The 26,592-nt window shown below is 42.1% G+C and carries 29 protein-coding genes and 1 tRNA gene; 23 read left to right on the top strand and 7 right to left on the bottom strand.

What is annotated here, in order from left to right; genetic code table 11:
• Positions 1-25 precede the first annotated feature (25 nt).
• The 5 genes from A8C56_RS03045 to A8C56_RS03025 all read right to left on the bottom strand — a co-directional run bounded on the left by A8C56_RS03045 (position 26) and on the right by A8C56_RS03025 (position 9,204).
• Positions 26-3,469, bottom strand: a complete 3,444-nt coding sequence (locus tag A8C56_RS03045) for a TonB-dependent receptor (RefSeq protein WP_067751899.1) — start codon at positions 3,467-3,469, stop codon at positions 26-28.
• A 136-nt stretch (positions 3,470-3,605) separates the two neighbouring features.
• On the bottom strand, positions 3,606-5,150 hold the full coding sequence (locus tag A8C56_RS03040; protein ID WP_245645721.1) for a right-handed parallel beta-helix repeat-containing protein: 1,545 nt from the start codon (positions 5,148-5,150) through the stop codon (positions 3,606-3,608).
• An 888-nt stretch (positions 5,151-6,038) separates the two neighbouring features.
• Positions 6,039-7,163 (bottom strand): FecR family protein, encoded by a 1,125-nt coding sequence (locus A8C56_RS03035; protein WP_169818741.1) that lies wholly within the window; start codon positions 7,161-7,163, stop codon positions 6,039-6,041.
• A gap of 60 nt (positions 7,164-7,223) precedes the next feature.
• Positions 7,224-7,772, bottom strand: a complete 549-nt coding sequence (locus tag A8C56_RS03030) for an RNA polymerase sigma factor (protein WP_067751892.1) — start codon at positions 7,770-7,772, stop codon at positions 7,224-7,226.
• A gap of 211 nt (positions 7,773-7,983) precedes the next feature.
• Positions 7,984-9,204, bottom strand: a complete 1,221-nt coding sequence (locus tag A8C56_RS03025) for an NAD(P)-dependent oxidoreductase (protein ID WP_067751889.1) — start codon at positions 9,202-9,204, stop codon at positions 7,984-7,986.
• Positions 9,205-9,508: 304 nt separating this feature from the next.
• Here A8C56_RS03025 and A8C56_RS03020 point away from each other — a divergent pair.
• The 15 genes from A8C56_RS03020 to A8C56_RS02950 all read left to right on the top strand — a co-directional run bounded on the left by A8C56_RS03020 (position 9,509) and on the right by A8C56_RS02950 (position 20,939).
• Positions 9,509-9,595: transfer RNA gene (locus tag A8C56_RS03020), tRNA-Leu, on the top strand.
• 201 nt (positions 9,596-9,796) lie between these two features.
• A complete protein-coding gene (locus A8C56_RS03015; RefSeq protein ID WP_157097858.1) occupies positions 9,797-10,870 on the top strand; it encodes a tyrosine-type recombinase/integrase in 1,074 nt (357 codons plus the stop codon).
• Complete coding sequence (locus A8C56_RS03010) at positions 10,867-11,688, top strand: hypothetical protein (protein ID WP_067751883.1); 822 nt, start codon at positions 10,867-10,869, stop codon at positions 11,686-11,688. The genes A8C56_RS03015 and A8C56_RS03010 overlap by 4 nt, the downstream gene beginning before the upstream one ends.
• A 185-nt stretch (positions 11,689-11,873) precedes the next feature.
• The gene (locus A8C56_RS03005; protein WP_067751880.1) at positions 11,874-12,110 is read left to right on the top strand and encodes a helix-turn-helix transcriptional regulator; all 237 of its coding nucleotides are present in this window, start codon (positions 11,874-11,876) and stop codon (positions 12,108-12,110) included.
• Between the two features lie 15 nt (positions 12,111-12,125).
• Positions 12,126-12,473 carry a hypothetical protein gene (locus A8C56_RS03000; protein WP_067751877.1) on the top strand — a complete coding sequence of 116 codons (348 nt, stop codon included), beginning with the start codon at positions 12,126-12,128 and terminating at the stop codon, positions 12,471-12,473.
• Positions 12,466-13,656 (top strand): AAA family ATPase, encoded by a 1,191-nt coding sequence (locus A8C56_RS02995; protein ID WP_067751874.1) that lies wholly within the window; start codon positions 12,466-12,468, stop codon positions 13,654-13,656. The genes A8C56_RS03000 and A8C56_RS02995 overlap by 8 nt, the downstream gene beginning before the upstream one ends.
• A 103-nt stretch (positions 13,657-13,759) precedes the next feature.
• A complete protein-coding gene (locus A8C56_RS02990) occupies positions 13,760-14,614 on the top strand; it encodes a BT4734/BF3469 family protein (protein ID WP_067751871.1) in 855 nt (284 codons plus the stop codon).
• 2 nt (positions 14,615-14,616) lie between these two features.
• Positions 14,617-14,937 carry a hypothetical protein gene (locus tag A8C56_RS02985; protein WP_067751868.1) on the top strand — a complete coding sequence of 107 codons (321 nt, stop codon included), beginning with the start codon at positions 14,617-14,619 and terminating at the stop codon, positions 14,935-14,937.
• 120 nt (positions 14,938-15,057) lie between these two features.
• The gene (locus A8C56_RS02980) at positions 15,058-15,351 is read left to right on the top strand and encodes a hypothetical protein (protein WP_084489977.1); all 294 of its coding nucleotides are present in this window, start codon (positions 15,058-15,060) and stop codon (positions 15,349-15,351) included.
• Positions 15,348-15,557 carry a hypothetical protein gene (locus tag A8C56_RS02975; RefSeq protein WP_067751862.1) on the top strand — a complete coding sequence of 70 codons (210 nt, stop codon included), beginning with the start codon at positions 15,348-15,350 and terminating at the stop codon, positions 15,555-15,557. The genes A8C56_RS02980 and A8C56_RS02975 overlap by 4 nt, the downstream gene beginning before the upstream one ends.
• Positions 15,554-15,799, top strand: coding sequence for a hypothetical protein (locus A8C56_RS02970; RefSeq protein ID WP_067751858.1), 246 nt, complete (start codon positions 15,554-15,556; stop codon positions 15,797-15,799). The genes A8C56_RS02975 and A8C56_RS02970 overlap by 4 nt, the downstream gene beginning before the upstream one ends.
• Positions 15,783-16,061, top strand: coding sequence for a hypothetical protein (locus A8C56_RS02965; RefSeq protein ID WP_067751855.1), 279 nt, complete (start codon positions 15,783-15,785; stop codon positions 16,059-16,061). The genes A8C56_RS02970 and A8C56_RS02965 overlap by 17 nt, the downstream gene beginning before the upstream one ends.
• A 30-nt stretch (positions 16,062-16,091) precedes the next feature.
• Positions 16,092-16,304, top strand: coding sequence for a hypothetical protein (locus A8C56_RS02960; protein ID WP_067751852.1), 213 nt, complete (start codon positions 16,092-16,094; stop codon positions 16,302-16,304).
• 21 nt (positions 16,305-16,325) lie between these two features.
• Positions 16,326-18,827, top strand: coding sequence for a hypothetical protein (locus tag A8C56_RS02955; RefSeq protein ID WP_067751849.1), 2,502 nt, complete (start codon positions 16,326-16,328; stop codon positions 18,825-18,827).
• A 3-nt stretch (positions 18,828-18,830) separates the two neighbouring features.
• Positions 18,831-20,939, top strand: coding sequence for a hypothetical protein (locus tag A8C56_RS02950; protein ID WP_067751846.1), 2,109 nt, complete (start codon positions 18,831-18,833; stop codon positions 20,937-20,939).
• Between the two features lie 119 nt (positions 20,940-21,058).
• On the opposite strand, the gene A8C56_RS02945 is transcribed toward A8C56_RS02950, so the two are convergent.
• Entirely contained in the window at positions 21,059-21,565 is a 507-nt protein-coding gene (locus A8C56_RS02945; protein ID WP_067751843.1) for an SHOCT domain-containing protein, read from the bottom strand.
• Between the two features lie 236 nt (positions 21,566-21,801).
• Between A8C56_RS02945 and A8C56_RS02940 the strand changes: the two genes are divergently transcribed.
• The 8 genes from A8C56_RS02940 (at position 21,802) to A8C56_RS24300 (ending at position 25,973) form a co-directional block, all read left to right on the top strand.
• Positions 21,802-22,137: a hypothetical protein gene (locus tag A8C56_RS02940; protein ID WP_157097857.1), complete on the top strand. Its 336-nt coding sequence runs from the start codon at positions 21,802-21,804 to the stop codon at positions 22,135-22,137.
• A 22-nt stretch (positions 22,138-22,159) separates the two neighbouring features.
• Positions 22,160-22,495, top strand: a complete 336-nt coding sequence (locus A8C56_RS02935; RefSeq protein WP_067751837.1) for a hypothetical protein — start codon at positions 22,160-22,162, stop codon at positions 22,493-22,495.
• Between the two features lie 22 nt (positions 22,496-22,517).
• Positions 22,518-22,805 carry a hypothetical protein gene (locus tag A8C56_RS02930; protein WP_067751834.1) on the top strand — a complete coding sequence of 96 codons (288 nt, stop codon included), beginning with the start codon at positions 22,518-22,520 and terminating at the stop codon, positions 22,803-22,805.
• A gap of 41 nt (positions 22,806-22,846) precedes the next feature.
• Positions 22,847-23,248, top strand: a complete 402-nt coding sequence (locus A8C56_RS02925) for a hypothetical protein (RefSeq protein ID WP_157097856.1) — start codon at positions 22,847-22,849, stop codon at positions 23,246-23,248.
• A 246-nt stretch (positions 23,249-23,494) separates the two neighbouring features.
• Complete coding sequence (locus A8C56_RS02920) at positions 23,495-23,722, top strand: hypothetical protein (protein WP_067751828.1); 228 nt, start codon at positions 23,495-23,497, stop codon at positions 23,720-23,722.
• A 719-nt stretch (positions 23,723-24,441) separates the two neighbouring features.
• Positions 24,442-24,735 carry a type II toxin-antitoxin system HigB family toxin gene (locus A8C56_RS02910; protein ID WP_067751822.1) on the top strand — a complete coding sequence of 98 codons (294 nt, stop codon included), beginning with the start codon at positions 24,442-24,444 and terminating at the stop codon, positions 24,733-24,735.
• A gap of 1 nt (position 24,736) precedes the next feature.
• Positions 24,737-25,117, top strand: a complete 381-nt coding sequence (locus tag A8C56_RS02905; RefSeq protein WP_169818740.1) for a helix-turn-helix domain-containing protein — start codon at positions 24,737-24,739, stop codon at positions 25,115-25,117.
• A 496-nt stretch (positions 25,118-25,613) separates the two neighbouring features.
• On the top strand, positions 25,614-25,973 hold the full coding sequence (locus A8C56_RS24300) for a hypothetical protein (protein ID WP_157097855.1): 360 nt from the start codon (positions 25,614-25,616) through the stop codon (positions 25,971-25,973).
• Positions 25,974-25,991: 18 nt separating this feature from the next.
• Here A8C56_RS24300 and A8C56_RS02890 read toward each other — a convergent pair whose 3' ends face one another.
• Positions 25,992-26,540 carry an IS982 family transposase gene (locus tag A8C56_RS02890; protein ID WP_084489973.1) on the bottom strand — a complete coding sequence of 183 codons (549 nt, stop codon included), beginning with the start codon at positions 26,538-26,540 and terminating at the stop codon, positions 25,992-25,994.
• Between the last annotated feature and the right edge of the window lie 52 nt (positions 26,541-26,592).

The following is a 26,592-nucleotide window of genomic DNA, read 5'->3' as shown; positions in this document are numbered from 1 at the left end:
GTACATTAGATTATTAGTAAAACAATTAAAACAGCGCCCGGATGCCAAAAGTGTACATTCTGGTGATCGGGTATTTGGCGCCATTGGAACCCAGTTCCGGATCCCATAGTTTAAATTTGGAAAAGGTAAGCAGGTTTTGACCGGATAAATAAAGATAAAGGGAACTGAACCCATAGCGCTTCATTTTTTCAGTAGAAAAATTATAACCCAGTGAGGCCTGCTTTAACCTCAGGTAGGAACCATCCTTTAACCAACGGCTGCTATTGAGGTAATTATTATCTCCGAGGTTGGCAATTGTGATGCGGGGATAGTAGGCATCCTGGCGCGGATCATCTGCCGTCCAGCGGTCTTTTAAAATGCTTAGGGTATTATTCGGGTATTGCCCGATTCCGGAGAAGGGAATTACACCCACGCCATCCGCCCCCATATTATTACCAAGTATCCGGGAACCATTAGCCATAATGCCCACATCGGCGATGCCCTGGAACAGGGCAGAAAGATCAAAATTGTGATAACTGACTGAAAAGCCGGCACCATACAGCCATTTGGGGAACCAGGATTTTCCAAGGTACACCCAGTCGCCGGCATCAATTACCTGATCTCCATTCTGATCAAGGTAGCGCACATCCCCCGGCGCCACCACGCCAAACTGCTGTGCCGGGCGGCTGTTAATATCATCCTGGTCTACAAAAAGCCCGTCCGCAACATAACCGGTAAACTCACCATACATACGCCCGGTGCCGCGCTGATATGCATATTTTCTTTCAGGCTCATCCTGATAAACAATTTTATTGACTGCATAGGTTACATTTCCATATACGCGCAATCCTACTTTTCCGATCTGATCATTGTATTCAATATTCCCGTCAATACCCCGGTTAAGGGCCTCGCCCAGGTTGGCAAACACCTGTGCGCCATTATAACCGGCAATGGAAGAAAGCGTCTGCCTGCTGATCAGGATATCTTTACGGCGGTCTGTAAAATAATCAGCCGTTATATTCAGTTTTTTAAACAACCCCAGCTCCAGCCCGATGTCAGTTTTATAAGACCGCTCCCAGGTAAGGTCCTCCACCCCGATGATGTTTTCGGTAATTCCTCCTGCATTGCTGCCATTGAGCCCAAAGCCGGTTCCGCTACCACTGCCCATTTGAGTGAGATAAGGAAACCTTGAGCCACCTATATTATCATTTCCCACAACACCATACGAGGCCCTCAGCTTCAGGAGGGAAAGGGTATTGCTTAACCCGTCAAAGAATCTTTCTTTGGATATGACCCAGCCACCGGAAACCGATGGGAAAAGCCCAAAGCGCTTTCCTTTTTCAAAGTTCTCAGAACCGGTATACCCGGCGTTCAACTCCAGCAGGTATTTATCGTTATAACCATAGTTGATCCGGCCGGCCAGGCTTTGATTCCGGTAGGGAATGGAGCTGATGGCATCGCCTGCCGTGCTTACCAGCCGGTTCCGCATATTGTATAAAATCATACCCCCGAAATGATGATCCCCAAAGTAACGGTCATAATTCAGGTTCCCCTCCAGGTACATCACCCGCTCACCGGTGGCACTCTGTGAGTAGTCCAGGAACTGCTGCCCTACGCGGGTTTGGGTGTAAATAAGGTTGCCCTGCTCATCCCGGCCGGTAGCCAGGAACAGGTCGTTGGTATGACGGCGGCGGTTGTCAAACTCGCCATAGCTGTCAAATGAAAAACGCCCGTAGGCAGAAAGGCCTTTGGTAATGGCATCCAGCTTTTGCGTTAACGTAAATACCGATTGTACGGTAGGCCGGAATTCAGTGCTGTAACCATTGTTCTGCACTTCGTTCAGCGGGTTGTTACCGCCGTTATTGACGGGCCCGGCCCATTTCCCGCCCGGATAATTCACAGGAAACCCCACGGGGGTAGTAGCATAGGACAGATACCAGAGATCTCCCGCTGAAATACCGGGGTAGCGGGCATTCACCAGCATTGCGTCCAGGTTAAGCTGCAACAACGTGGTACGGGTAACATTTACATCCAGGTTGGTGCGGAAATCATAACGCTTAAAAGAAAGATTGGGATTAAAATCGTTCATTTTTTTTACGTTATAGGGACCTACCTGATCGTAAAACGAACCGGAAAGAAAATACCGCACGGCTTCACCGCCACCGGATACATTTACGTTGGCATTGGTGAGGGAGGCATATCTACCATACACTTCATCTACCCAGTTTACATTTGGGTACAAATAAGGGTCCAGTCCACTGGCTGTTTTTTGAATTTGTTCATCCGTATAAAAAGGTGTCAGCCCCATATTGGTACGGGCTTCATTGTACAGCTGCATATAGCTCACTCCATCCAGCATCTCCGGTCTTTTGGTAAAACCGGTCAGGCCGGTTTCGGCTTTCAATGAAATTCTGGGTTTGCCAGCAATCCCTCTTTTAGTAGTAATGATCAGCACGCCGTTGGCGCCTTTAGCGCCATACATAGCCGTTGCAGATGCATCTTTCAGTAAACTGATGCTGGCTACATCTTCGGGGTCTATATTATTAAAAGAGCCACCATAGCTGCTGTTCACATCTTCCCGTTGCACCCCGTCTACTATAATTAAAGGGGCAGCAGTGCCGCGGTCAACGTTATTAAAAGTTCCAATACCGCGAATGGTAAAGGTAGCATTATCATAGCCGGGCTCACCGCTGGATTGCACCGAAATGATACCGGCCACTTTTCCTGCCAGGGCATTGGAGAGATTGGGCACCGGCGTGTGCATATCGTTCATGTTTACGGAAGAAATAGCTCCGGTAACGGTAATTTTTGATTGCTTTCCATAACCCGTTATCACCACATCTTTCATGGCATCCGACTTGGCGGTAAGGGTAATTTTCAGATTGCCACGTTGTGGCACAACCGCCTCCTGGGGGTTCATGCCTACCATTGACACATCTAACAGTTCACCCGGTTTTACAGTAATCACAAAAATACCCAGGTCGTCCGTTGTTACCCCGCTACCCGGCCGGTCCCGGGGCACTACGGATACGCCGGGCATGGGTTTTCCCTCTTCATCCATTACCGTACCTTTTACAAAAGTGCTGTCTTCACGGCGGGTCAGCTGCTTCACCGGAATTTCCGGTGTTTTGGCAGGCGCCGCTTTTTTCTCGCTGAGCAGGATCTTTTGTCCCCTTATCCGGTAGGAAATGTTTTTATCACGAAACAGGTAGTCCAGCACTTCTTCCAGCTTTGCATTCTGGAAATTAAGGCTTACTTTCTCTTTATCATTAAGCACCTGGTTGCTGTAAAAGAAAACACAGCCTGTTTGCCGTTTAATTAACTGGAATACCTGGTAATAGGAAGCGCTGTTAAGACGGACCGACACACGATGCTGTTCGGGATTATCTTGTGCCTGTGCCCGGGCGGACAGGTGCAGACAACAGCAACTAATAACTATTTTCAGCAGCCAGCTTCTGAAAATAAAGGTTCGATTACAATTTTTACTCATAAAATAATGGGCTCGATTTTAAAAGAATATGACAAGCTTTATAAACGGGCAACAACATCATTACCAAAACGGGTGAAAAATGCACATTATTTTTTAAATAAATTTTACCAGGACTGCGCATTATCCGCAGTTCCGGTTATTGCTGGGCTCCTTTACTGATCTTGTTATTGACGATACGCGGCTTACCGTCAATGTCCGTAGTGCCATTAATATCGGTACTGATTACCACTCCGGTATTCCGTGCCGGCGACCCGGCCTTTAAATGAAGATCAGGGTCTGTAATACTTACCAGCAGCGGGTCCTGACCAATTGTTGAATGCAGATCCCCGCCGCTGACTGCCTTCCAGGCATTCCAGTCTGTTACCGGCTGCTCATTGACGCTGTTCCATATCCATTGAGGGGTACCCGTTGTAAAATACAGGTTATTGTCTATTACATTATCGGCGCCGGTTGCTGTGTATTTATGAATAAACACATCTACCGGCCGTGCGTAAATAATATTATTGCGGACCGTATCATTAAAACAGCGTTCTGTAAACCGGATCTCCCCTTCTATTTCACCAAATGCACCTGCTACCTTATTATTCTGAAAAAGTGTGTTATTGACAATACAACAATCATAAGTGCCTGCTGTAGTAAAGTTCAAGTAATCACCCAGGTAAATACCGGTGCGCCAGTTGTTATATACAAAATTATTCCTGACGATCACTTTTTTTGTAGGATAATCATTATTCTCGCTCACCAGCCCTATGCCGCGGTCACAATTGTATACCGTATTTCTTTCTACAATGGTGTTAGCCCCCCCACATATGTAAATGGCAATGGCCCCATAGTTATTGATTCCCCAAATAGCTGTGCTGTTGGCCATGCTTACGTTGTATAATTCGTTATCGCTTACCACACCATTACGTGCAAAATTGGTAACCGGATCGCCGCCTTTATTCAATCCTCCGCCATCGGCTATGATGATACCGATATTTTCAGTGTCAAATACTTTATTATGCGTTATCCTAAATCCGTCTACATTACCTGCGAGGGTAATATTTTCACTGGTACCGGTTTGCGTATTATGCACCGTGCAACCGGTTATTTCAATATCAGTAATAGCCTGCTTTCCGTTGCCGATCACCAGTATGGCATGTCCGCTTCGCCAGTTATCCAGTGTTGCCGTATTCTTTATATTATAGATATTGCAATTCTTAATGGTAATATGGCCCGAGTTACCGTTTACAGCAATTCCTTCCGGATCTGCGCCTTTAACGCCAGTGGTAAAATTGCAGATATCAAAACCATCCATAATGATATACTGTGCATTGGTGAGGGTAACCAGGGCTTCCCACCCGCTTACGATTCTGTTTGTTCCATCAAGCATAGGCCGTTCTCCGGGATATGCCTTCAGCACCACAGGATGCTCCGGTGTACCGGAGCGTGGAAAGTTTATTTTTTCATAATAAACCCCGGCCCTTACGAATATCGTATCTCCTCCACTAATCCTGCCAAGCGCTGTATTGATGCTCCTCCAGGGCGCATTTTGGTTTCCTGCTGCCTCATCATTTCCGTTTTCAGCTATATACCAGGTATGGGCGGTTTTCTTTTTTGAAGAGTCTGCAGGGAGATGGGATGCTTTGCTGCATGCAGTTACAGCAATTACCGCCAGCATTCCCAGCATCAATCGAATCATTTGCATTCGTTTAATTTTTTGAAAAGAAGCATTATTGTTTAATAACAACTTTTCAAAAAACCGGGTGAAGCTCAGGGCAAAAAGCAGTATATAATATTGGGGGAATTTTGTGCATGCCGCTTCACACACACTACACAGATCTGCACAGAAATACCTGTATTATGCATTTATTGCAGAAAAGTTTGCTGAACCTGACGAACCATGATCCGGTTATAAAATCACTCTTCTTCAGGCTGTTAATAACAAGTGTTGTAAGTTGTTGGAAATGAATCTACATAAGGAACGTCATTCCGAATGGAGGAATGGAGCAGAGCGGAATGAGCGGAGGAATCTCTCTGAGAATACAGAGATCCCCCGGCTGCGCCCGGGATGACGATTAAAAAAACTTGTCATCCGGATGAACTTAAATGCAATGTTTTTATGGTTGCCTGTTAATGACAAGTGCTCTAAATTGTAGCCTATATAAAGAACGTCCTTCCAACTGAATGGAGCGGAGCGGAATGAGCGGAGGAATCTCCTCAATTTGAGAGACCTTTCGACTATGCTGCGCTTCGCAGGGTGACGGCACAAAATAATTTGTCATCTTAAAGAACCTGACTGCGGTTATTTGGGCCTGCCAATGACAGATGTGTTATTGTTTTGAACATCAATCCTTCTTATTGTCATGCCGTTCCGATAGTTCGGAATTGTTTCGGCATCTATCTATCGCTCCCCTGGACCCTGAAACACCCCGAACATTCGGGGCAGGGTGGCCCGTAAGAATAATTGTCATTGCCTCATCCGAACTTTCGGATGATTTTGTTTTTACAAATGGAAAACCCGGAGTAACCTCCTATCATTATTGTTTATTATCATTTTACAGCGCCTGTCATTATCAACGCTGACCGGTTATTGAATATGAAGGACCTTGCCGGTATAGTAAAAATCAATCCCAACTGTAGCTTTTAAATCCTGCAGCAATTCCGGCAGGTTGTTCCTGTCCATTATACCGGATACTGATCTGCCGGCCAAAGCAGGATTATCTGCCTTAACAGGAACACCGTAAACACGTGTCATTTTTTCTGCCAGCTCATAAAAGGGCAGGTCATGGAAATAATAAACGCCCCTGGTCCATGCAACAACATCGTCTGTATCTATTGCTTCCACATTAAATCCTTTTTGCACATTGTAGATGGCTGCATGACCGGGCTGCAGGGGAATACGTGGTCCGCCGCCCGGCGCTTCTGTAAGCACTTTTCCTTCTACCAGCACTGTTGACACGGTACTTTTTGCATAGGTATTGATATTGAACTCGGTTCCTGCCACCTCTACTTTTGTAAGAGGTGTATGTACAATAAAAGGATGTTTGCTGTCTTTCGCCACTTTAAAATAGGCTTCCCCGTCCAGGTAAACATCCCGGGTAGCGGCTCCGAAACGGAAAGGAAATTTCAACTTTGTTTCCGCGTTCAATGTGACCACCGTACCATCTGATAAGGTAAGGGTGTAATTTTCTCCCTGTGGGATGGTTAAGAGGTTAACAGATGTATCGGCGGAACTGAAATGAAGACTTTTCGGATCCATATCCAGTATCGTGTTCCCAACCGCTATCTTTCTGTCTGCCTGGCTTTTTAAATCAACCGTTTCCCCGGAGCCGAGCTTCAGACTGACCGAGCTCCTGTTCTCACGAACGAGCGAAGCGATGGTTTGTGTATCTGTAACCTTTTTGTTCTTAGCCATGAAAAACCATGCAGCGGCGAAAAGCACCATAATGGCTGCAGCGGTGGCAACCATTCTTTGAATGCGCCTGTACCGCGTTGTTCTTTTCTGCAGACGGGCGGCCATCATTTCTTTTAAACTTTTCTGTTCGTTTTGAGGGTTGATGCTGTTAATAAAAACAGGTAATGCCATGATGTTTCCCTCCTGCTCCAACTGCTCCCAGAATTTTTTAGCCAGCATATCAGCGGCCAGTTGCTGTTTTAAAAAAGCGGTATCTTCCGGGCTGATGGTTCCTGCCACGCTTTCTAAATACAGCATAAATATTTTATTATAGTCGATCGCCATTACAGTATAAATACAACAAAACAGAAAACAGGGTTAATTTTTTTTGTCCATCATGCCTATTCTTAACATTTTTAACGCACTTTTCAAATGGGTTTTGAGAGAATTAATGCCGATGCCCATTTCATTAGCTGCCTCCCGGTATTTTTTGCCGTTGAAATAGACCATTGTAAGCGCGGCTTTTTTCTGCCCTTTCATATCAGACAGCAAATCCAGCAATCGCTCATTGCTTTGTGGATGGTCGGCTTCTTCTTCGGTACCCGCTGTCTGTATCTCCTGTGTCACTCTGAAAGCATCGCTTCTCCGTTCTTTTACTTTACGGCTTTTTATAAAATTCAGGCAGCGGTTCTTAACAGACAGGAACAGGTATCCTTTTACATCTTTATGAAAATGTTCAAACAATCTTTTCTCCCATATATCCAGGAAAAAATTCTGCACCAGGTCCTTGGCATCTCCTTCATCTTTTATAAAAAAATAGGCGCTTGCGCAAAGCAACTTAAAATACTTCAGGTACAGCTCGTCAAAAGCCGTAACATCATTATTTTTCAACCGTTCTACAATTATATCATCCTGTTGTTGCGCCATAAAACATACAGGTTAAAAAAGTGAGCCGGGTTAAAGGATTTCAACAATCCGATGTGCATACAAAACAATCTTGTTGGTTTACAAAAAATGATCATCTCTCAGGAAGAATAAAGCAGCAATCCCCTTTATCCCTGCTTCCTTCAAAATTAAAATAAGTTTCCGTAAAAAAAGCAGTAATGAAAACGATTGCGCAACTACAATTGAACAGGGCTCAGGATTGTTCCGGCTTTTGAGCTGCATAATCTGCCAGGTAGGAAAAATGCTTCCCTAACTTCCCGTTTTCAGCAATAGTGGCGCGTTGCAGCGTTTCACTTCCCTTTCCCAGCAGGTCATCGAAAACAAATTTTATCAGTTGTTCTCCAAAATAGCGGCTGGCATCCCTGGGCAATTCATTCGGAAGATTGCCCACCGCCATAATATCAATTGAGCTCTTCAGGTAAGGCGCCGTAATTTCCAGCGTGTACCGGTCTACACCATATACCGGGTCTTCAATTGTCTGCGTCCGTTTATTAATGGGCACTGACCCGTTCTCATCGTCAGCAACATCGGCAATCGTTTCAATAATAAACCGGTCATCGCTGATTGCTTCCGGTTCAAATAACCGGGGCACTCCTTCTGACCAGTAAACCCCATTCAGCAGAATATCCGTTTGCCGGGTATACGGCATGAATTTGTTTTTATAACTTCCTGGGGTTTCATGGAAATCCTGACGGTTATATTTTCCGTTATCTTTCCGCTCATAGAGATCCATACTTTTCAGCTGTGTATAAACCGGGTAATTGAAACGCCGGGCCAGGTATTCATCCGGCTCCACCTCATGCACACCAACCAGGTTCATGACCTCCAGCAATCCCTGCGCCACGCGGCCACTGCCGGTAACAGCAATTTTAAGATTGGGCAGCCGTAACCCAAAATACGTGTGGATCAGGTTCCTGTAATCCTTTTGCTTATATACGCGGTCCAGGTGAAACAGCCCTGTACGGTTTCCATATGCCATTAACCCGTTATGTGCTCCCACAATCCCGGCAAAAAAGCCAAACCCGATAATGCGCTGCCCGTCTTCATGCTCCAGGCATTCGTAGTCGATCAGTGTTATCTTTTTTTCAAGAATGGTTTGCAGAAGCTTTTGATTATGTGGTTGTTTTTTTTTGGTATGGGAAAAGAACAGATAGGTTTTATTGGTAATAAGGTCTTTAACAGGTACTTCTTTAATACCTAAGAGGATATCGCAATCTGAAAGATCTTCGGTCAGCGGAATGCCCATACGTTCATATTCTTCGTTCTTATAACAGCGTGTGGCAGAAGGCTGTATTGCAAAAGCAATATCTGAACGCTGTGCTAACAGCCATTTGCATTGTGCGGGAGTCAGCGCCACTCTGCTATCCTGTGGAATTTTTCCTTCTCTGATAAGGCCGATCCTGAAGATTTTCATAAAAACGAGCTTTTCTCAACAAAGCAGCAATTTAATTGTAATTTTAGATATCATCATCATGAAAGTCCTTCGTAAAATATTGTCTGTACTAAAAGCGGTCTTCATTCCCAAAAAGAGTTGCTGCAAGTAATAAGCTTCCATTAGAAAAAATAAACTGTGGAATTCTCTATTTTCATCTGAAACTTTGTAATATTGCAGCCCAAATTGACCGGACGGCGGTCCCGATAGTTACCGGGGTGGCAGACGCCCAAAGGCAGAGTTCTTAAACATAGCTTTGATGGTTCAATAATCATTTAAAGCATTTGCCCAGATGGCGGAATTGGTAGACGCGCTAGACTCAAAATCTGGTTTCGGCAACGGAGTGCAGGTTCGATTCCTGTTCTGGGCACCACACCACCTTTTTAAGGTGGTTTTTTTATGCCTGAAAACGCAATACTGATACGCATTACAGCCGATTTACAGATTTTCGTTTCCTTTCAAAATACTTTGATTTGACTAAATTTTGTTCCGCCTGTGTTCCGCGTATGGAACATTGTATTTGTATTTTTCATACCTTAGCAATGAAAATCCACTAAAAGGAAACCAAAATATTATGAGTGTAACGTTACGGAAACGGAAGAATGCAGACGGGTCAACATCGTTACGTTTGGACATTTATAACAATGGACAGCGATCCTATGAACTGCTTTCACACCTGAAGCTGGAAAAGCCATCTACCCCACTTGCCAGGGAGAATAATAAAGACCTGCTCAGGCAGGCAGAAGCTATCCGGGTGGCCCGGGCTGCCGAACTGGAGGCAGGTGGTTATAATCTGGTATCAGATGCCGGCAAAAGAACGGTGGTGATCACATGGTTAAAGTCATACTCAGAAAACTACAAGAAAAAGGACGCACGGAATGTTTCCGGGGTGATCAATCGGTTTGAGGAATATTTGAAGGCTGAAAGAAAAATGCAGATCACCTTCCCTCAGCTTACCCCTGCGCTTATTGAGGGCTTTATAGATTACCTGAATGATTTACATAAGGGTGAAGGGCCCAGTTCCTATTATGCCCGTTTTAAACGGGCAATAAAGACCGCATACAAAAAGCGGCTGCTAAAAGAAAACCCGCTGGATTTTGTCGAAAAGAAGCCCAAAGGAAAGGCCGCCGAAAAAGAGATACTCACATTAGAGGAACTAAAGGTTTTATCCGGAACCCCATGCCAGAACGATCAGTTACGGCGTGCGGCATTATACAGCTCCGTTACCGGCCTTGCATGGATCGATGTGAAAAATCTGAGGTGGCGCAATATCGATCTGAAGAATAAGAATATCCGTAGGTATGCCCGTACCAAAACAAAAGAAGCAATAACGGTTGCACTAAATGATACTGCCATAAAGCTGATGGGTGAGCCGGGTAACCCTGATGATCTGGTATTTGTATTACCAACCGCAAACGGGGCAAATAAAACATTGCAGGCGTGGGTAGACCGTGCAAAGATTGAGAAAAAAATAACATGGCATAACCTACGTCATTCCGCCGGCACCAACCTGGCACTATCCGGTACAGATGTCCTGGGCATTTCAAAGGTTTTGGCCCAGGCAAGCGTAAAGCATGCCCAGCGGTACATACACGCGGCCGAACAGATGAAAAGAAGGGAAACCGATAAATTGAATATTGAGTTATGAGAAAACTAAAACGAAAATTAGCCGAACTTGAAAGACTTATAAACTGGGATGCGTGGGGGCATTCTTTGGATAAAGAATACAGAATGTACTACCTGAGCGATGATGGGACAACCATACCATACCCAATGGGAAAGCTCATCGTTAAAAAAACCGGAAACAATATGTTTTATGCAGAAGAGGCCCTAACATCTTTTTTTAAAAGTATTCCTAATTCGACTTTCATTGATGAATTATTCGAGTATCCGAAAAACAAAGATGAAAAATATTTAAGAGATTTGAGCCAGCTAATAAATAGTGCTGTACAGCCCCAATCTATCTCGCAGTATGCAGATTATATAAATCTGGACACTGAAATATATTCTTATAATAATGCTTATGCTGTTTTTATATTCCGGGTACAGCGGTTTTTTAATGAAGTTACATCAGAGATAGATAAGTGCTTGCAGGGTTTGAATACTAAACCTGATACCTCGCAAAAAACAACATCTGATAACCCCAGTTTAAAATACTCATCCGAAGATATAACAACGTTTGTAAATAACCTTATTGTTTGTAGGCGTATTCTTAAACAAGATGCTGATAGGCTTATAGCCATGTTACTCGCAGGTGAAAGGCATAAAGATTTGGCGCCAGCCAAATGGTTGGGCACAAATCCAGAATTGCTTTATTTTATGACACTCATATTTAAAGATGAAAAGAAGCACGTTAGCTTTGCAAAAAAAATATTCCAAGTTGAAACTAAACTCAAAGACAATCACCTAACTAAAAGAATGGAAAAGAAAGGGTACCTCATAATAGAACAGTGTGCCCCTGTATAGGATTTCCTACCGAGTGTTTTATTTTTAGTACAACCCGCAACAGTAGCGGTTTTTGTTATTTTTTACCGAGTATTATCGGTGGTTCATACTCGGTCGTTTTATTTGGATACACGCTTACTCTCACACTACTTTCACATCGTAATTACAATAGCGCTATTGATTTTTTAATCAATAATCTTTTTACGATGGAAATGATATCAAACAAAGTTTTATCAAAAAAACAAGCATTAGAGCTAACCGGTTTTAAGGAAAGCTATTTTGATAAATTAAATGCATTAGGGATGATACCCGGGTGTAGCAAACCTACCGGCAAAACCTGTTTTTTTGATAGGGAGATATTGGAGGATTGGCTGCTATCAAAGCCAAAGCAAACCTACAAGAATCAGCAAACCGCAGCAGCCAACTACATTTCTTCACATTAAAAAACCGCTTAAATCATGAATAAGATGAAAAAAGCGGTAAATAATATTCGCAAAACTATACCGCAAAGATACAATAAAAAAGGACAGCATGAGTGCTTTACAACCCTCAAAAAAATAGCCAGGGAACAATGGAGTAAAGGTCCGCAAACCATGAAACAGGTATCGGTGGCCACTGGCATAGTTAGAGACCACCTGTGCAGATTTACATCTGAATGGAGACGCGAACGTACTATGTACGTGCATCATGTAGGGGTATGTCCCGTTACAGGTACTGGCGGAGTTATGTTCCTGGCTTTGTGCCATAAAAATAGCCTGGTCGCCTTAAAGATATTACTCAAGCAGGGGGGCAAGCCAAATGCATAAGGCTACCGATGAACAGATACGCAAAGAAACCGATAGGTTACGCAGCCTAAATGCCAGGCTGGATAATGAGAAGGAGGCGAAGCGTAAAGCGCCCGTGATGGCTCTGGATGCTTTTATGGGTGAATCCCTTCCAAATCCGCCCCCCGACATTTCAAACCCCAGACAGTTATCTAATTTCGAGCATTTACGTATTACTTCGGAAAAGGATTATCCCAACAATGAACCCGTTATTACATGGGATGGCAGCGGCATAGCTGCTCCTGGTAATATTACAGCCATAAGCGCACAGGCCAAAGCCGGGAAAACGGCATTTGTCACAATGCTGCTGTCTGGTGCCATCAGCACAGGCGGATTTTGCGACCTTTTCGGTCAGATCAACGTTCTTGTGAATGATAGTCGTAAAGCTGTTATTGTTTTTGATACCGAACAGGCTGAAGCTGATCAACAGTACAATGTCAGGACTACTCTGAAGCGCGCTGGATTATCCAACACGCCTGATCATCTCTTGTCATACAATATTCGGCAGTTACAATTAAGCGAATACAGACAAACCACTGATGCCATTTGTGAGGCTGCTAACAGTCATTTTGGGGGCATACACAGCATTTATATTGATGGGGTGGCAGATTATATTAAGGATGTCAACAGCGTTGAACAGGCTACCGAGATACGGGAATACTTTACCCTTTTGTCTATTCGGTATCAATGCCCTGTGATCCTGGTTATTCATCAAAACCCGGGATCCAATAAAGAACGCGGGCATTTAGGAAGCGAGATACAGCGCAAATGCTATGGTATTATAAATATCACTAAAGACGGTGATATCAGCACCGCCAAAAACTCATTTAGCCGCAAAGCCGGAGAACTTGAGACAATCTGCTTTAAATACAGCAGCGAATACGGGTATCATGTTGAGGTGGAAGCACCTGTTAATGATGCTCAGGCTTCAAAACTTGAACGCATAAAAACCAGTATCAAAACGGTATTGAAGCCACTTGATACCACTTCATACATGGATTTAGTACGTTCAATAGTTGGCTCTACTGCTTGTGGCGAGGCTACCGCCAAACGCTACATTAGCGTAGCAGAGGCTAATAAATGGGTTTCAAAAGGAGAGGATGGCAAGTATAGGCTTGCTCAATCGGTATCAGTATCAACCGGTATCAATCAGTATCAAACCTAAACCGGTATCATGGTATCAACCGCTAATATATTATAGCGGTTTGATACTGGTTTTTGATACTACCCGTTTTGATACCGATTTTAATAAAAAAAACAGGTAAAAAATGAAATGGCAACAACAACAGGTTAGTTTATATTCTTCGCACGGCGACCGCACGGGTGAGGTGGTACCCATAGGCGAAGTGCTCCGCTCCCGGTTCGCGGAGAACATAAGCGATATAGTTGCGCTGCGCAGCCTTGACAATGACGCTCCGGATTACCAGCAACGCAAACGGGACATAAAAAGCCGGCTACAATGTTTCGCACCATCTGCTTTACTTGCTGATCGTAAAGACGTCCTTAGTTATTCCGGCATTATACAAATCGACTTTGATGCAGTAGATATTCAGGATTACGATATTGATGAATTAAAAGCGGCTGTATTCACCCTGCCGTTTGTGTGCTTTGTTTCCTTGTCTTGCTCAGGGTGTGGATTTTATGCCCTGGCGCTGATTGCAGAACCCGAGAGGCAAAAAGAATATGCATTACACATATTTGACGTTTTACAAACTTATAGCATCAGTTGCGACCGGAGCAAAGGCAGAAATTACAATGATCTTCGTTATGTTTCTTATGATTCAAACATGGACTGGAAGGATGAAGTGGAGCCATTGCGTGTAACGCATTTTAAGACGAATACAGCCACCCTCCCCGCAAACCATGCAGTTGCCTCACCAAGGCGGTTTAATGGAAATCATAGCGGCCTTATAAACCAGCAGGTACAAAAAATACTATCCGCTCAAATCGGGCAGCGGTGGCTAACTATACAGCAAGCCGCCTACACGTTAGGCGGTGTAAATACCGGGCTGGACGCAATACAGCAGGCGATCCAACAAAACCCCGCATTCCATGGCGAAGAAAATAAATATCTGAAGTGTGCTGCCGACTGTTATGCGGCCGGTGTGCAAAAACCATTATAACTATGAATTGGAAAGACGATTTATTAAAAGCGAGAGAAGAATATTACCTGGAGCATTATGCTGCTGCGCGTGATTTTGGGGTGCCCACTAAGCGATACAGCGACCGCACCGCTAACGGTCTGACAAACTGTATCATGGATTTCCTGAAGTATCACGGGCATTATGCCAACCGGATCAATACTACCGGGCAGATGCGAAAGATTAACGGTAAAATGACCTGGACAAAGGGCAGCACCCGAAAGGGAACGGCTGATATTGACGCTATCATAAACGGAACTCCGGTTAAGATCGAAGTAAAAATAGGAAGGGACCGCATGAGTTGAAGCTGCCGGGGGTGTTTATATCGTAGTTAAGGATATGGACCAGTTTTTTACCTGGTATTGTGAGTTTTCCGAGATGTACGCGCGCGCAAAGGAGATTTCTACTGTAGAAAATTATAGATAATGAAAGGAAGAAAAAAAGGAACACCCAAGACGGGCGGCCGGATTGCGGGAACGCCCAATAAGGTAACAGGCAACCTAAGAGAGTGGATTACTGCCTTTATAGAAAATAACCGGGGGCAGATACAGCAGGATTGGTTGGCTTTAGAGCCAAAAGACCGGATTGTATTGTTTGAGAGGTTATTAAAGTATTCTTTACCTCAGCTACAGGCTACCAGCCTTACCACAAACTTTGAGCAGCTAACAGATGAGCAGTTAGATATTATTATTGAACAATTAAAACAACAAATACAATGATAAACCCGGGAACAAGAGAACAAAAGATAAATGCCCTTGCCGAGTTGGCAAAGGGCAATGATCAACCTTTTAAGAGAATGACAGAACAGTTGGTTTGGATTGAGGTCCGTAATGATCAAAAAATACCACAAGAGGTAATAGATAAAAGAGTTGCCGAGGAAAAGGCAAACCATCCTAACGATCCTGTAATATTTGTTGAAATATGAATCGAGAAGATAAAATAACAGCGTTACGGGAGTTGTCCAAAGGCAATTACAACCGGTTTAAACGGATTATAGGCCCGGAACCAATTACCGGCATGTTAATTATAGGAGGTGGAGATAATGACCTGTATCAAGTAATCTTTATCGAAAAGTCTAAAATATATCCGGAGATAAATGTAACTGCGCAAGAATTGGAGCACTTAAAAACAAATCCAAAAAACTTCTACAATGAACAGAAAAGATAAAATCAAGGCATTGACCGCCTTTTCTAAAGGGGATCCGTATCCGCTGCGGGATATATTGGACAGCCAGGAAAAGCCCCTATTTATAGACTATGTAAAACATAAGGGGTTATACTATCTGAATTTTGAAGACCGGGTAATGACTGAAGACGAGTTTAACCACTACACCGGGGGCAAACAGATTGTTTTTAAGATGCCGCATAATTTTCGGGATGGGCGTTTTAACAACGTTAACCTACCTGCTGATGTCGCTAACCATTCATAAAATATTTATTAAACTATAAAACGAAATCAAATGACAGACAAAGAAAGATACCTTTTGCATACCAATCAGCGCTTATCAATGCTTGTAAAGGCTATACAAGCCGTTGTATCAGAGATGCGAAAAACAACAAGCGAGATCAGTTCACTTTCACAGGCAGGGTGTCAGCCCAGCCCGGAATTTCTGGAACGTTATAATGATGAGGTTGTACCTCTCATGGAATCATTTCAGAGCATCAAATTATAAACATTCAATAAATAATATTTTATGCAACAAGCAGGAATTAATATAGTAGCTAAATGGAGCGATGAAGAAGTGCAGGCAGGGATTGCGAAGCTGAAAAAAACATTAGATAATTTAGGGTTGTCTAACTTATCTGTTGACAGCAGTGGGGCGGTGCGCAGTATAAATACGGCTAAATCCGCAATACAGCAATTAAAAGAAGCAGTAAAGAACGCAAAAGATAATTTGCAGTCATTTTTAGCGGGCGGGGGTAGTGTTTCCTCTGCTACCGGTAAACAACTGGCAGACACCTACAATCAGCTAAATGAACAACTTCAAAAGATCAACCGTACAACTAAAGGCACACAGGATGCGTATGCCAGATTAGCACAGTTAGCTAATGAAGCCACCCGGTGGGCACAACAGTTAGGTGCCCGGTACGGTGAGACTTCAGAGCAATTTTTAAATGCATCCAAAAGGGCTGACAATCTAACGCAAAAGCTAAAGGATATTGATGCTGCCACTGGCCGTAACTTCCGCAATGTCGGCAACTATGCTTCGGCCTGGAACCCTGTGCAGAACAGCATAAACCAGATTACCAGGGAAATGCCCGCCTTTGTTAATAGCATGCAGACGGGCTTTATGGCAATTTCAAATAATATTGCGCCTCTGGCTGACGCGCTTACCGATCTAAAGAACAAAAATAAAGAGTTGGCGGCGCAAGGCAAGCCGACCCAAACAGCATTAAGCGCCGTTGGTGGTGCTTTATTTAGCTGGAATACACTATTATTAGCAGGTGTAACCGCTCTTACCGCTTACGGGCCTAAACTGGTGGACTTCATTACCGGCCATAAAAAAGCCACCGAAGCAGAAAAGCAGGCAGAGAAGGAACTGGAATCATTAGCAAAAACTTATGCTGATTCATTGGTAAAACTGACCGCCTTATACGGGATCACACAGAATCATAATACATCGCTATCGGACAAAAAGAAGGCGGTACAGGCGGTAAACCAGGAATACGGGCAGTATCTGACGAATTTAGGAAAAGAAAAGGCCACGCTTGATAATATCACCCAGGCTTATAACCAGGTAATAGATCAGATGCTTAGGCAGGCCGTTGTAAAAGGATTGCAGGATCAAATATCCAAGCAGGTTGAAGAAACGGCCAAGCAATTAATAAAACTCGAACTGCAGGAGAAAAAGAGACAGCAAGCCGAAGAAGCCGGAAAAAACGCAGCGCAGAAAAGGGCCGCAGCAGAAAAGACTTATAATGAACAAAAGATTCAACAGGGGGCTGATGTTACACGCATTGTCAGAGATGGAGTTTTGGCCCAGATTGCATCCAATAATGTAATGAATGCGCAAATACAAACGCAATCCTCATTCGAGGCAAGGCAGCAGGCGATAAAGCAGGCATTGATGGATAGTTTAAAGCCCGCACTTCAGTTAGTTGATAAATATGATGATTTAGGGATTAAGCTCGACAAGATAAAGCCGGATAAGATTTCCGATGCAAAAAAGGCTAATGACGATTTTAGGGATTCCCTGGATGCGCTGAAAGCACAAATAGAAAATGGATTAATATCTCCATTAGATGCTACAAAAGAAAAGGTTAGAATATTAAATGACTATTACAAAAAGCTAACCGGTGACCTAAAGCAGAATCCGGAATCACCATTTGTAAAGAAAATAGCAGAGCAACTAAGGGACGCCCAAAATGCGGTTATGGCATTCAACGCCGAAGCCCGGCGTATGGATCCCGAGTTGGGTAAAAGAGCGTCTGAAAGCCTATATCAAAGTCTGGCTAAGATGAGGGATCTGACGGCTAAGGAGAACCCGATGCTTCAGTTGGAAACATCAATTCAGTTTAACCCTGCCAAAGCGCTTATTGATGCTAAGGTTCCTGAGCAGCTCCAGGCCTTTACAAAGAGTATCAATGATCAGTTTAATATAACAAAGGACAGTTTACAGGATATGATCGCTAAAACTAATAGCCTGTCGAAGGATATATCTGATGCATACAAGAATTTGGGTGTTTCTGCAATAGAGGGATTGGGTGAATCAATCGGGGCTGCTATAGGAAAGAAAGGAGGGTTTAAAGACATATTGAATGATCTATTGCACATGATGGGTCAGTGGATTGCAGATTACGGTAAAAAGCTGGTCGAAATGGGGACCTTGTTAGTTACTGCGGGTTCATTGTTATCTGAGTTTGGCGGCGGTGTTTTGGTTAAAAAAGGCGTAAAAGATATGATTGCGGGCGGATTGTTGATTGTGGGAGGTAACGTATTAAAGTCTGTAAATATTGGTGGCAGTAGTCGGGCTTTCGCTAACGGAGGTATTGTTTACGGGCCTACACAGGCTTTAGTAGGGGAATACCCCGGGGCTTCAAGTAACCCTGAGGTGATAGCACCATTGAATAAGCTCACGGATATTATGGGAGGTGTAGGCGGCAACGATTATACGTTTACTCTTAAAAAAGCTGTCACCGGCGAAGAAATGGACTTAATGATAACCAGGCATAAGATAAAAACAACAAGGAGGTAGAAAATGGCAGATACATGGAATATAAAATATCAAATGTTGTTTAAAGACATTTTAGGTGAACAGTATAGAGTTGATTTCAGGCATCGTACATATTCTGGCGATATAACCCAGTTGACCGGCTCAGCTTCGCCTGTTGCCATTAGTACCGATGGAGATGAAAACGAGGCAATGGATCCGATCAGGCAGACAAAAGCAACCATCAACATTTTGATGCCACGATTTAATATTGATCTGTATAATGACATAACGAGTGGTGAGGATCAGGATCTATGGGTGGAGATCATCAGGAGCGGAGAAGTGTTTACATCCGGATGGCTGTTACCCGACCAGATACAGCGGTCATTTGATGAGTACAATTTCAATATATCTATCCTGGTAACATCTCCCTTCGCGATAATGAAGGGTCAGCAATTACTTAATGATAGTGGGATAATGTTATTCAGGCAACAATCACTAAAGATAATTATCGAAACAGCGTTAAGCAGATCTCTCCCATCCATTGTTGAACCGATTTACGAAATTTACTCAGATTATACAGAAGCGGATTCCTCCGGTGTATCGGATTTGTTTGAAGACCTGAAAGTTATAATGGAGGGTTTTAATGATGACGGAGGCAAGCCGCCGTATTGTTATGATATGCTCGAAAAAACAATGCTTTCGTTTGGCTTTTATTGTATTTGGGAGAATAATAAACTAAAAATATTAGACCCTTTTTATAGTGATAGCAGGCAGATAAAAAGCATCTTTATTAAGACGCATGACATCAATAGAAATATTTTGTTAGGCAATACTGAAAGTATAACGAAGGTTTACACTTCAAAAGAAATCAGTTCGTCTTATGATTATGGAAGAGCTTCGGGACTTCTTACAAATGGCCGGTTTGTTATTTATGATCAGAATACAGGCTTATTTCCTTACTGGTCTTATGCTGATGCAGTAAATGATTCCGGTGTAGTTGTACGGTCTTATAATGCCTCTACGGTGGTGCGTGTTGGATCAGGCCGGCCTATTGACCCTTATGCAATGCGATTAATTGGAGACGGCGGCCCCGATGTATCATCCATTACCAGCAACGAGCCTGTGAATCAGGGTATTTGGGATGATGCCTATTTTAAGGCTGACGATAATGTTAATTTAAGTATTAAGTTTAGATATCAGGACTACAAAACCAAGTACGGTATTTCGCAGAATGAAACTAAAATTCCGTGGTTAATTGTTTATGTTATTTTCCAGGATGCGGATATTAACCACCCGGGTGGTTGGCCTGCTTTAAAATTCGCTGTCGATGTGCAGGATCTGGAATACACGAATAAATCTGACCAGATGCATAAGGTGGATTATTATAAAGAGGTGCCATTTCCCAGCATAGTATTTGCACCTAATTTTGAGGGGCAGATCTATTTACCTCCTAAAATTTTTATTGGGGTGGATTCAACCGAAGATGTCCAGGAATACGGCAAATCCTTAGGCAAAATGCCTTTTGATGGGTACGTAACAGTGCAAATAATGGGTGCGGTGTGGGAAGATGGCCAACCTGTTGCAATTGCAACGGCTGATCAGTTTGTTGATATTCTTGAAGTAATATTAACAAAAACAACATCCGTAAACGGATCAAAAGTTACCGGCGAAAAAACTTATCTGACGCAGAACGGAAAGTACTCAATTATTGAGGATACCAAACAAACATACATGGGTCATTTTACTAATGATGGTATTACAGGATGCTTGTTAAAGTCGGATGGTACTTATTCATCTGGCGTTTACAGGGGTACCGCATCCACAACCAACCGGTTACAGGATTGGTTATTATCATCGAAAATGGCAGTAAGAAGATCCCCCAGGTACCGGGTTGATGCTGATATTTTAACTAATGAGGTAAGCCTGTCAGATTTGTTATCATTCAGGTATTCTTCAAATGCGGCCCAAAGTACCGACCTTATACCCGGTAATTACATGATTATGCACTCTAATTACGACCTAAAAAAGGCCGCATTGAGTTTAACAGCTTATCAATTGAATCCTGAGTATAAACCTTACAGGAGCAAGATAATGCCTGATGAAAATAATGATATGTACGAGAACTTTAAAACAACTTCCTCGGGCAATACTTGAAGGAGGCAGCTTTCATGGCTTCAAAGGTTATGGGAGTTTATAAAAGGATTGTTTTAAGCATAGCCACCGTTTCCGGTGGCTTTTTCTTACCAGAAAAGTCCTTTTCATGTCAGATGCGATTAATTTTTGTCCAATATCTTCCTCTTCTCAGCCTCAAATTCCTCCTTCGTTAATACCCCGTCATCCAATAATTTTTTGAGCTTGGTCAGTTCGTCTGCTTTGGAAAGGGTGAGAGGCGATTGATCTTTATTTTTATATGGAATAACGATCTCACCTTTTTGAATAGCTGGCTCAACCATTACAAAGGCCTTTATACGATCCTTTTTTCCTCCACTTATTACAATCCTGTCTCCGCCAATTATTGAAACTATAAATTTTGAACCGGAAAATAACTTACTCATAGCATCTGCGGGTTTGCTCATTAATACATCTGCAACACTAAGGCTCAATGGAGCTATAAAGGCGAAATCACCTGTAGGTCTTGACCCGGCTCCCAATGTTATGGTATCCCCCTTATGTATCACCCATCCGCTCGTTGTAATTAAACTATCCATCCCCTTTTTATAATTTTTTTGAGCAAAAATTATTGTTGGTAGCAACACAAGGATAATTAATGTTTTTTTCATAATAGTTGTGTTTTGTTCGCAAAGAAAGTTACTATAAGTTTACCAACATTCCGGAATCCCGTAAAAAATATTTTTTGGTAGTTTCAACCCGGGATGTATCTTTGAAGTCCTAACACATTTCAGAGCAATCTGAATACATATTTATTGACAATAAGCGCACGCGGCAGGTGAAAGCCCTGTACCTCACTTTTCTGAAGTGTGTTAGGACGAGTGCGCGTATTCTTAATTTTTATGTTATGAAACAAAATCTTTCCCCCGAACAGCTTGCCGAAAACAAGGCTAAACTGATGGCGCAGGTGGATTCACTCACTAACGATCAACTACCTGAAGAAGTAGAACCGGAAATGATTAACAAGGCTTTACGCATGTACAAGTTGTTTTCAGCATCTTTTATGGATTCTTCCGAAGATATGCCAAACGCTGTGAATGTTATAGAGTCCCTGAATGAATCTACTCTTGCTCTTGGTGAGCGAAACAGTACAATGTCAGGCATCCATGATATGGATTTATGGTGGGTTACACGAGTGTCTAATTACTTTGCCAATGCATTGCATATTGTATACAGTCATTAATTCACCCCCAAAATTTATTACTATGCCAAGAAAGAAAAAATCTGAACCTTTAACAGACAGGGAAATGAATCTTTATAAAAAGTTGAGTGAAGCTTACCTAAATATTGCGAATCTTCAAAAGACTTTACTTAATGTCAATCCTATTCCTAAACAAGGTGTTTCAACACTGGAAGTAAAACTTTGCGATAAATGCGCAAATTGTAGATTTCAACATAGGTGTCCGTTTGTCTTCCCTGCGTCTTCTTTGGTAGCTCAAAAAGAAGTACACTTTTGCCCAAAAGATGCAGATTGCAGCGAATTCTATCTTTTTGTCACCAACGAACGGATTCGGAAATTGTCTCATGTTTATTGCAATTAATTCATCTTAAAATTTTACAACAATGAAAAACGTAAATATAGAATTGTATCATAAACTTATTGAATGGGCAAACAAGATTGAGCGAATAGACCATAACGACTATCAAACAGGAATACGGCTTTTATTAGGGTCAATATATTGCATTGCAGAAGCAATCTTAGCTGGCACCAATTCAGACATTACTCCTGCTGAAGGGTTGTATCAAATTCAGGAAATAGTCGGTATTATCAAAAACAGGCTGGATACAGAAGATTTCTGCTTTGTAGAATACATTACCAGTGTTGTCAGACAATTAGAACCTGCCGCATGACCTGCCACGCATGTATTTTTCAAATAATAAAATTTAAAGCAATGAATACGATACCGTTTGTTGATTTTTTTGCACCAACTCCTAATATTAAAACGCAAATCGCCGGGGTTAAGATGTTTTATTTAGATGGTTCTACTTCGGAAATAGAGTTACATGTCCCTAATGTTACAAGAGATGGTGATGCCTATGACTATGCTAAAAACCATCTTGAAGCATATGTTTGTTTTCTTTCAGCGCATTACATCAAGATCAGAGGTTACCAGTTTTATAGGGCGTATATTGATGATAATGGAGTAAAGAATATCAGTTGTCAAATATTTACACCTGAAGAAATTCCTGCAAATAAAGTGTGGCACGAAAATGAGGGATGGATTGATCTACCTAAAGCAAGGACACCGGAAGAGTATTTTGCGTTACGGAAAAGGGGAATTTATCTACCATGATAACTTTTACAAAACCGGGATTATGCTCCGGTTTTTTGTTATGGAAATTATAAATAATTATCCTTTTTATGGCTCAAATAGTGGCTCAAAAGTAGCTCAAAATGAAATATTGAATTATAAATTCCTTATACGATGGATGTTATAGAAGTTTCAAGAGCTACAGGTTCGATCCCTTTAGGGTCACAATAAGAAAACGATAATTCTATAAGATTACGTTGATATGTAAATTGAAGAAAATTTATAATTATGATGCAAACTGTAATTCATATTCACGGAGTAAAGGTTAAAGGGCGCACCCTCATTAACCGGCAGCAGCTGTGCGAGGTGCTGGGCATTAAGAGTTCGACTTTTTCAACTCGAGTAAAATATATTAAAGATGCTCAGGTAGAGACGCCCCTTGGTGTGGTTATGTATGATGTTGAAAAAGCATTATCTATTAAACTCCCTAAAACAAAGGAGGATGTAACTATTTGAAGCGTTCAATTCTGGATTGCTGACTGGACGAGATTTGAAAAAAAAGGGTTTACAGGTAAGTATATTGCTCCTGCTGTTTATGATGAGTTGGAGGAAATAACGGGGTACGAAAGAAAAACACTACAAAATTATAAACATGTTTCAGAAAAAGTTGACAGTTCCTTACGTAAGGAAGATTTATCCTTCGGCCATCACAATATTGTAACACAACTTGAACCCGATCAACAAGAGTACTTCTTAAACAAAGCATCCGAAGAAAAACTATCAGTTTGAGAGCTGACGTATGCAATACATACGTCAGTTACGCGTACCATCAGCCCGCATGCCTGCCGGGGGATGTCGGTATTACCGACCTCCTTTAATATCCCCATAAGGATTCATGCCTTAAACAAGGCATCCTGATTAAAATCACCAGTTTTATTAACTTCACTATATGGAAAACAATAAGGGCAGACGCCATCAACTAAAAATGCTCAAATACAAAAGGCGGTTAAAAATTTATAGGTTAATCGGCAATGAAACTGGTAACATCTATAGCCTCCGGTCTCACGGTAAGCCATGTAGCTGTTTTATGTGTAGAGGCGAACGGTACAGTCGATCTAAACAGAAAGCCTTATTTCAACGTTTGGGCATTTTACTAAAGAAACCAAGATAGTTAAGTATTTTTATTTTTGATAATTATTTTTCGTTTTTGTGAACTTGTAGTATCTTTGTGCCACATGGTTATCATTTCAAAAGCAAGGTTAATTGAGTTCTACGATGCAGAACACCGGGCAAAGGAACCATTGCTGAAATGGTACTATGAGGTACTGGGCAGTGATTGGAGCGGTTTTTCGGACGTCAAAAAGACCTTTAACAGTGTGGATGCTGTTGGAAACGACCGGTTTGTATTCAATATCGGAGGCAATAAATACCGGTTGGTTGCTATGATCCACTTCAGCAGGCGTACTTTGTACATCCGGTTTGTGGGTACCCATAAAGAATATGATGCCATTGACTGTAAAACAATATGATATGAGCAAGACAATTACAAAAGCGGAATTTAAAAAGGCGGAAGCTGAAATGGAAAAGCTGCTGGCAAAAGCTACTGCTAAAGGCGGGTTTGATGCGCTTACCCCAAAAGAAAGCAAATTGCTGGATGGATATACAGAAACCGTACGGATCTATGAAGAACAGAATTATGTGCTTCCTATGCCAGAGAGTCTTCAGGGTATTTTACAGCTCAAAATGTACGAGAAGCAGTTAAAACAAAAGGACCTGGCAAAAGTGCTTAATACAACCAGTACCCAGTTATCCGAAATCATGCACAACAAGCGCAAGCCTACCCTGGCATTTTTAAAGTCGCTTAATCAGAATTTAGGCGTAGATGGCAATCTGCTGCTAAAGCTGGCATAATACTCCAAAAGTGAGCAAAATTTAAAATTTTGTTCCGCTATTGTTCCACACACCTATAAAAAAATTTATTACCAATTGATAATCAATTAGTAATAACAAATACTATTGTTCCTGTTCTGGGCACTTGATTATCAATCAATTAGAAAAAGGCTCACTTGGTGGGTCTTTTTTATTTGCACACAATTTGCAAACAAATTTTTGCCGGGAAGGTGTGAAAGAACTAATTGCAGCTAAGTTAATCATTTTTTACTGTGTAAGCAATCTGTTCTTTTTTCCAGAAAGCCAGATTAATTCATTTGAAGCTATTGTATTTTTTGAAATTGCATTTTTCAATTACGGCATTTCGCGGGCCTTCAAACAGAAAATTTGGTATAAACTCAGGATATCGAAAAAATAGTCCGTTTCGCATAACTTTTTACCCCTTTTTCATACCTTTTTTAAAAAATACTTTTACAGAATAGCTACAACTTTGTAATGTGCCTTTAAAGCCATTACTATGTATAAAAAACATCCCCAAAAAACCTATCTGAATGAGCTGTTGCATTTTTCCATGCCCGGTATTGGAGAACTTAAATGTATCCGCAAACACCGATTTAAAACGCATCCTCTTTACATTCCAGGTGCGGTTTGCTATATCATTAATGAAGATTTCGGGAACATCACCTTTCAACATATTCCGGGAAAACACTTTGATATATGGATCAGTCATTATGATATACGCAAGCCTTGCACTATTTATGTTACCGGTAATATTGCTGTAATTGAATGCTGTTTTGAAGTAGCCAACGAAAAGATACACTATATAAAGCCGCTGAATCCTATTTTATGTGGTGAGCTTACCTACAACCTATATTAACGTGAGTTTTGTGTCTTTCTATGCAAAGATGTTAGGTAACCGTTCCAGGAAAGTATAAGCACAAAGCCCGGCAAAAACATTCAACAAGGCATTGATGGGGCTACGATGGCGTGTATGCTCAATATCACAAACCGTTTTTAGAATATCATTAATAGATTCTATCATACCTCTTTTTTTAAGCAATAACTTTTGATTGAAGTTCATTAGTTTGTTTTTCATGTTGGATTTAGTACCGGTTACTACCTGTAACCCTTTGCCCAATAATTGTTCAAAAGCTTTCTGATTGATAAACCCTCTGTCAGCAAACACCTGTCCCTTCAGTTTATCAAAAAGTTTGAGCATCTGTTCTGTATTATTGTCGGCTACATTACCCGTGGTAAACATCACACGGATGATTTCGCCAAAAACATTGACGACAAGGAATAATTTGAACCCGTAGAACCATCCCATGGAAGTCTTGCCACGCCTGGCTTTGTCATAAAAAACTTTATTGCTCTGAATGCGCCGGTTGTGACAGACCGAAAGGCTGGTAGCATCTGCATAATACAGACCGCACAACCAGCCCACACGATGGAGATTTCAGTGAAAGTATACCACCATTTCATTGCAAAGTATACCA

The organism is Niabella ginsenosidivorans, from assembly GCF_001654455.1.
Taxonomy (GTDB): domain Bacteria; phylum Bacteroidota; class Bacteroidia; order Chitinophagales; family Chitinophagaceae; genus Niabella; species Niabella ginsenosidivorans.
Note: the sequence above shows the minus strand (reverse complement) of the source record. Positions and strands in the feature narration are given on the sequence as shown.

What these genes read in the sequence shown, in the direction of transcription:
- A8C56_RS03030 (WP_067751892.1), bottom strand. Translation starts at nt 7,772, where the DNA reads ATGGCGCAACAACAGGATGATATAATTGTAGAACGGTTGAAAAATAAT.
- A8C56_RS02945 (WP_067751843.1), bottom strand. Translation starts at nt 21,565, where the DNA reads ATGAAAAAAACATTAATTATCCTTGTGTTGCTACCAACAATAATTTTT.
- A8C56_RS02985 (WP_067751868.1), top strand. Translation starts at nt 14,617, where the DNA reads ATGAATTGGAAAGACGATTTATTAAAAGCGAGAGAAGAATATTACCTG.
- A8C56_RS02975 (WP_067751862.1), top strand. Translation starts at nt 15,348, where the DNA reads ATGATAAACCCGGGAACAAGAGAACAAAAGATAAATGCCCTTGCCGAG.
- A8C56_RS24300 (WP_157097855.1), top strand. Translation starts at nt 25,614, where the DNA reads ATGTATAAAAAACATCCCCAAAAAACCTATCTGAATGAGCTGTTGCAT.
- A8C56_RS02980 (WP_084489977.1), top strand. Translation starts at nt 15,058, where the DNA reads ATGAAAGGAAGAAAAAAAGGAACACCCAAGACGGGCGGCCGGATTGCG.
- A8C56_RS03035 (WP_169818741.1), bottom strand. Translation starts at nt 7,163, where the DNA reads ATGCTGTATTTAGAAAGCGTGGCAGGAACCATCAGCCCGGAAGATACC.
- A8C56_RS03010 (WP_067751883.1), top strand. Translation starts at nt 10,867, where the DNA reads ATGAGAAAACTAAAACGAAAATTAGCCGAACTTGAAAGACTTATAAAC.
- A8C56_RS02905 (WP_169818740.1), top strand. Translation starts at nt 24,737, where the DNA reads ATGAGCAAGACAATTACAAAAGCGGAATTTAAAAAGGCGGAAGCTGAA.
- A8C56_RS02935 (WP_067751837.1), top strand. Translation starts at nt 22,160, where the DNA reads ATGCCAAGAAAGAAAAAATCTGAACCTTTAACAGACAGGGAAATGAAT.
- A8C56_RS02910 (WP_067751822.1), top strand. Translation starts at nt 24,442, where the DNA reads ATGGTTATCATTTCAAAAGCAAGGTTAATTGAGTTCTACGATGCAGAA.
- A8C56_RS02950 (WP_067751846.1), top strand. Translation starts at nt 18,831, where the DNA reads ATGGCAGATACATGGAATATAAAATATCAAATGTTGTTTAAAGACATT.
- A8C56_RS02920 (WP_067751828.1), top strand. Translation starts at nt 23,495, where the DNA reads ATGATGCAAACTGTAATTCATATTCACGGAGTAAAGGTTAAAGGGCGC.
- A8C56_RS03025 (WP_067751889.1), bottom strand. Translation starts at nt 9,204, where the DNA reads ATGAAAATCTTCAGGATCGGCCTTATCAGAGAAGGAAAAATTCCACAG.
- A8C56_RS03005 (WP_067751880.1), top strand. Translation starts at nt 11,874, where the DNA reads ATGGAAATGATATCAAACAAAGTTTTATCAAAAAAACAAGCATTAGAG.
- A8C56_RS03015 (WP_157097858.1), top strand. Translation starts at nt 9,797, where the DNA reads ATGAGTGTAACGTTACGGAAACGGAAGAATGCAGACGGGTCAACATCG.
- A8C56_RS02990 (WP_067751871.1), top strand. Translation starts at nt 13,760, where the DNA reads ATGAAATGGCAACAACAACAGGTTAGTTTATATTCTTCGCACGGCGAC.
- A8C56_RS02970 (WP_067751858.1), top strand. Translation starts at nt 15,554, where the DNA reads ATGAATCGAGAAGATAAAATAACAGCGTTACGGGAGTTGTCCAAAGGC.
- A8C56_RS03045 (WP_067751899.1), bottom strand. Translation starts at nt 3,469, where the DNA reads ATGAGTAAAAATTGTAATCGAACCTTTATTTTCAGAAGCTGGCTGCTG.
- A8C56_RS02955 (WP_067751849.1), top strand. Translation starts at nt 16,326, where the DNA reads ATGCAACAAGCAGGAATTAATATAGTAGCTAAATGGAGCGATGAAGAA.
- A8C56_RS02960 (WP_067751852.1), top strand. Translation starts at nt 16,092, where the DNA reads ATGACAGACAAAGAAAGATACCTTTTGCATACCAATCAGCGCTTATCA.
- A8C56_RS02995 (WP_067751874.1), top strand. Translation starts at nt 12,466, where the DNA reads ATGCATAAGGCTACCGATGAACAGATACGCAAAGAAACCGATAGGTTA.
- A8C56_RS02930 (WP_067751834.1), top strand. Translation starts at nt 22,518, where the DNA reads ATGAAAAACGTAAATATAGAATTGTATCATAAACTTATTGAATGGGCA.
- A8C56_RS03000 (WP_067751877.1), top strand. Translation starts at nt 12,126, where the DNA reads ATGAATAAGATGAAAAAAGCGGTAAATAATATTCGCAAAACTATACCG.
- A8C56_RS02940 (WP_157097857.1), top strand. Translation starts at nt 21,802, where the DNA reads ATGAAACAAAATCTTTCCCCCGAACAGCTTGCCGAAAACAAGGCTAAA.
- A8C56_RS02925 (WP_157097856.1), top strand. Translation starts at nt 22,847, where the DNA reads ATGAATACGATACCGTTTGTTGATTTTTTTGCACCAACTCCTAATATT.
- A8C56_RS03040 (WP_245645721.1), bottom strand. Translation starts at nt 5,150, where the DNA reads ATGATTCGATTGATGCTGGGAATGCTGGCGGTAATTGCTGTAACTGCA.
- A8C56_RS02965 (WP_067751855.1), top strand. Translation starts at nt 15,783, where the DNA reads ATGAACAGAAAAGATAAAATCAAGGCATTGACCGCCTTTTCTAAAGGG.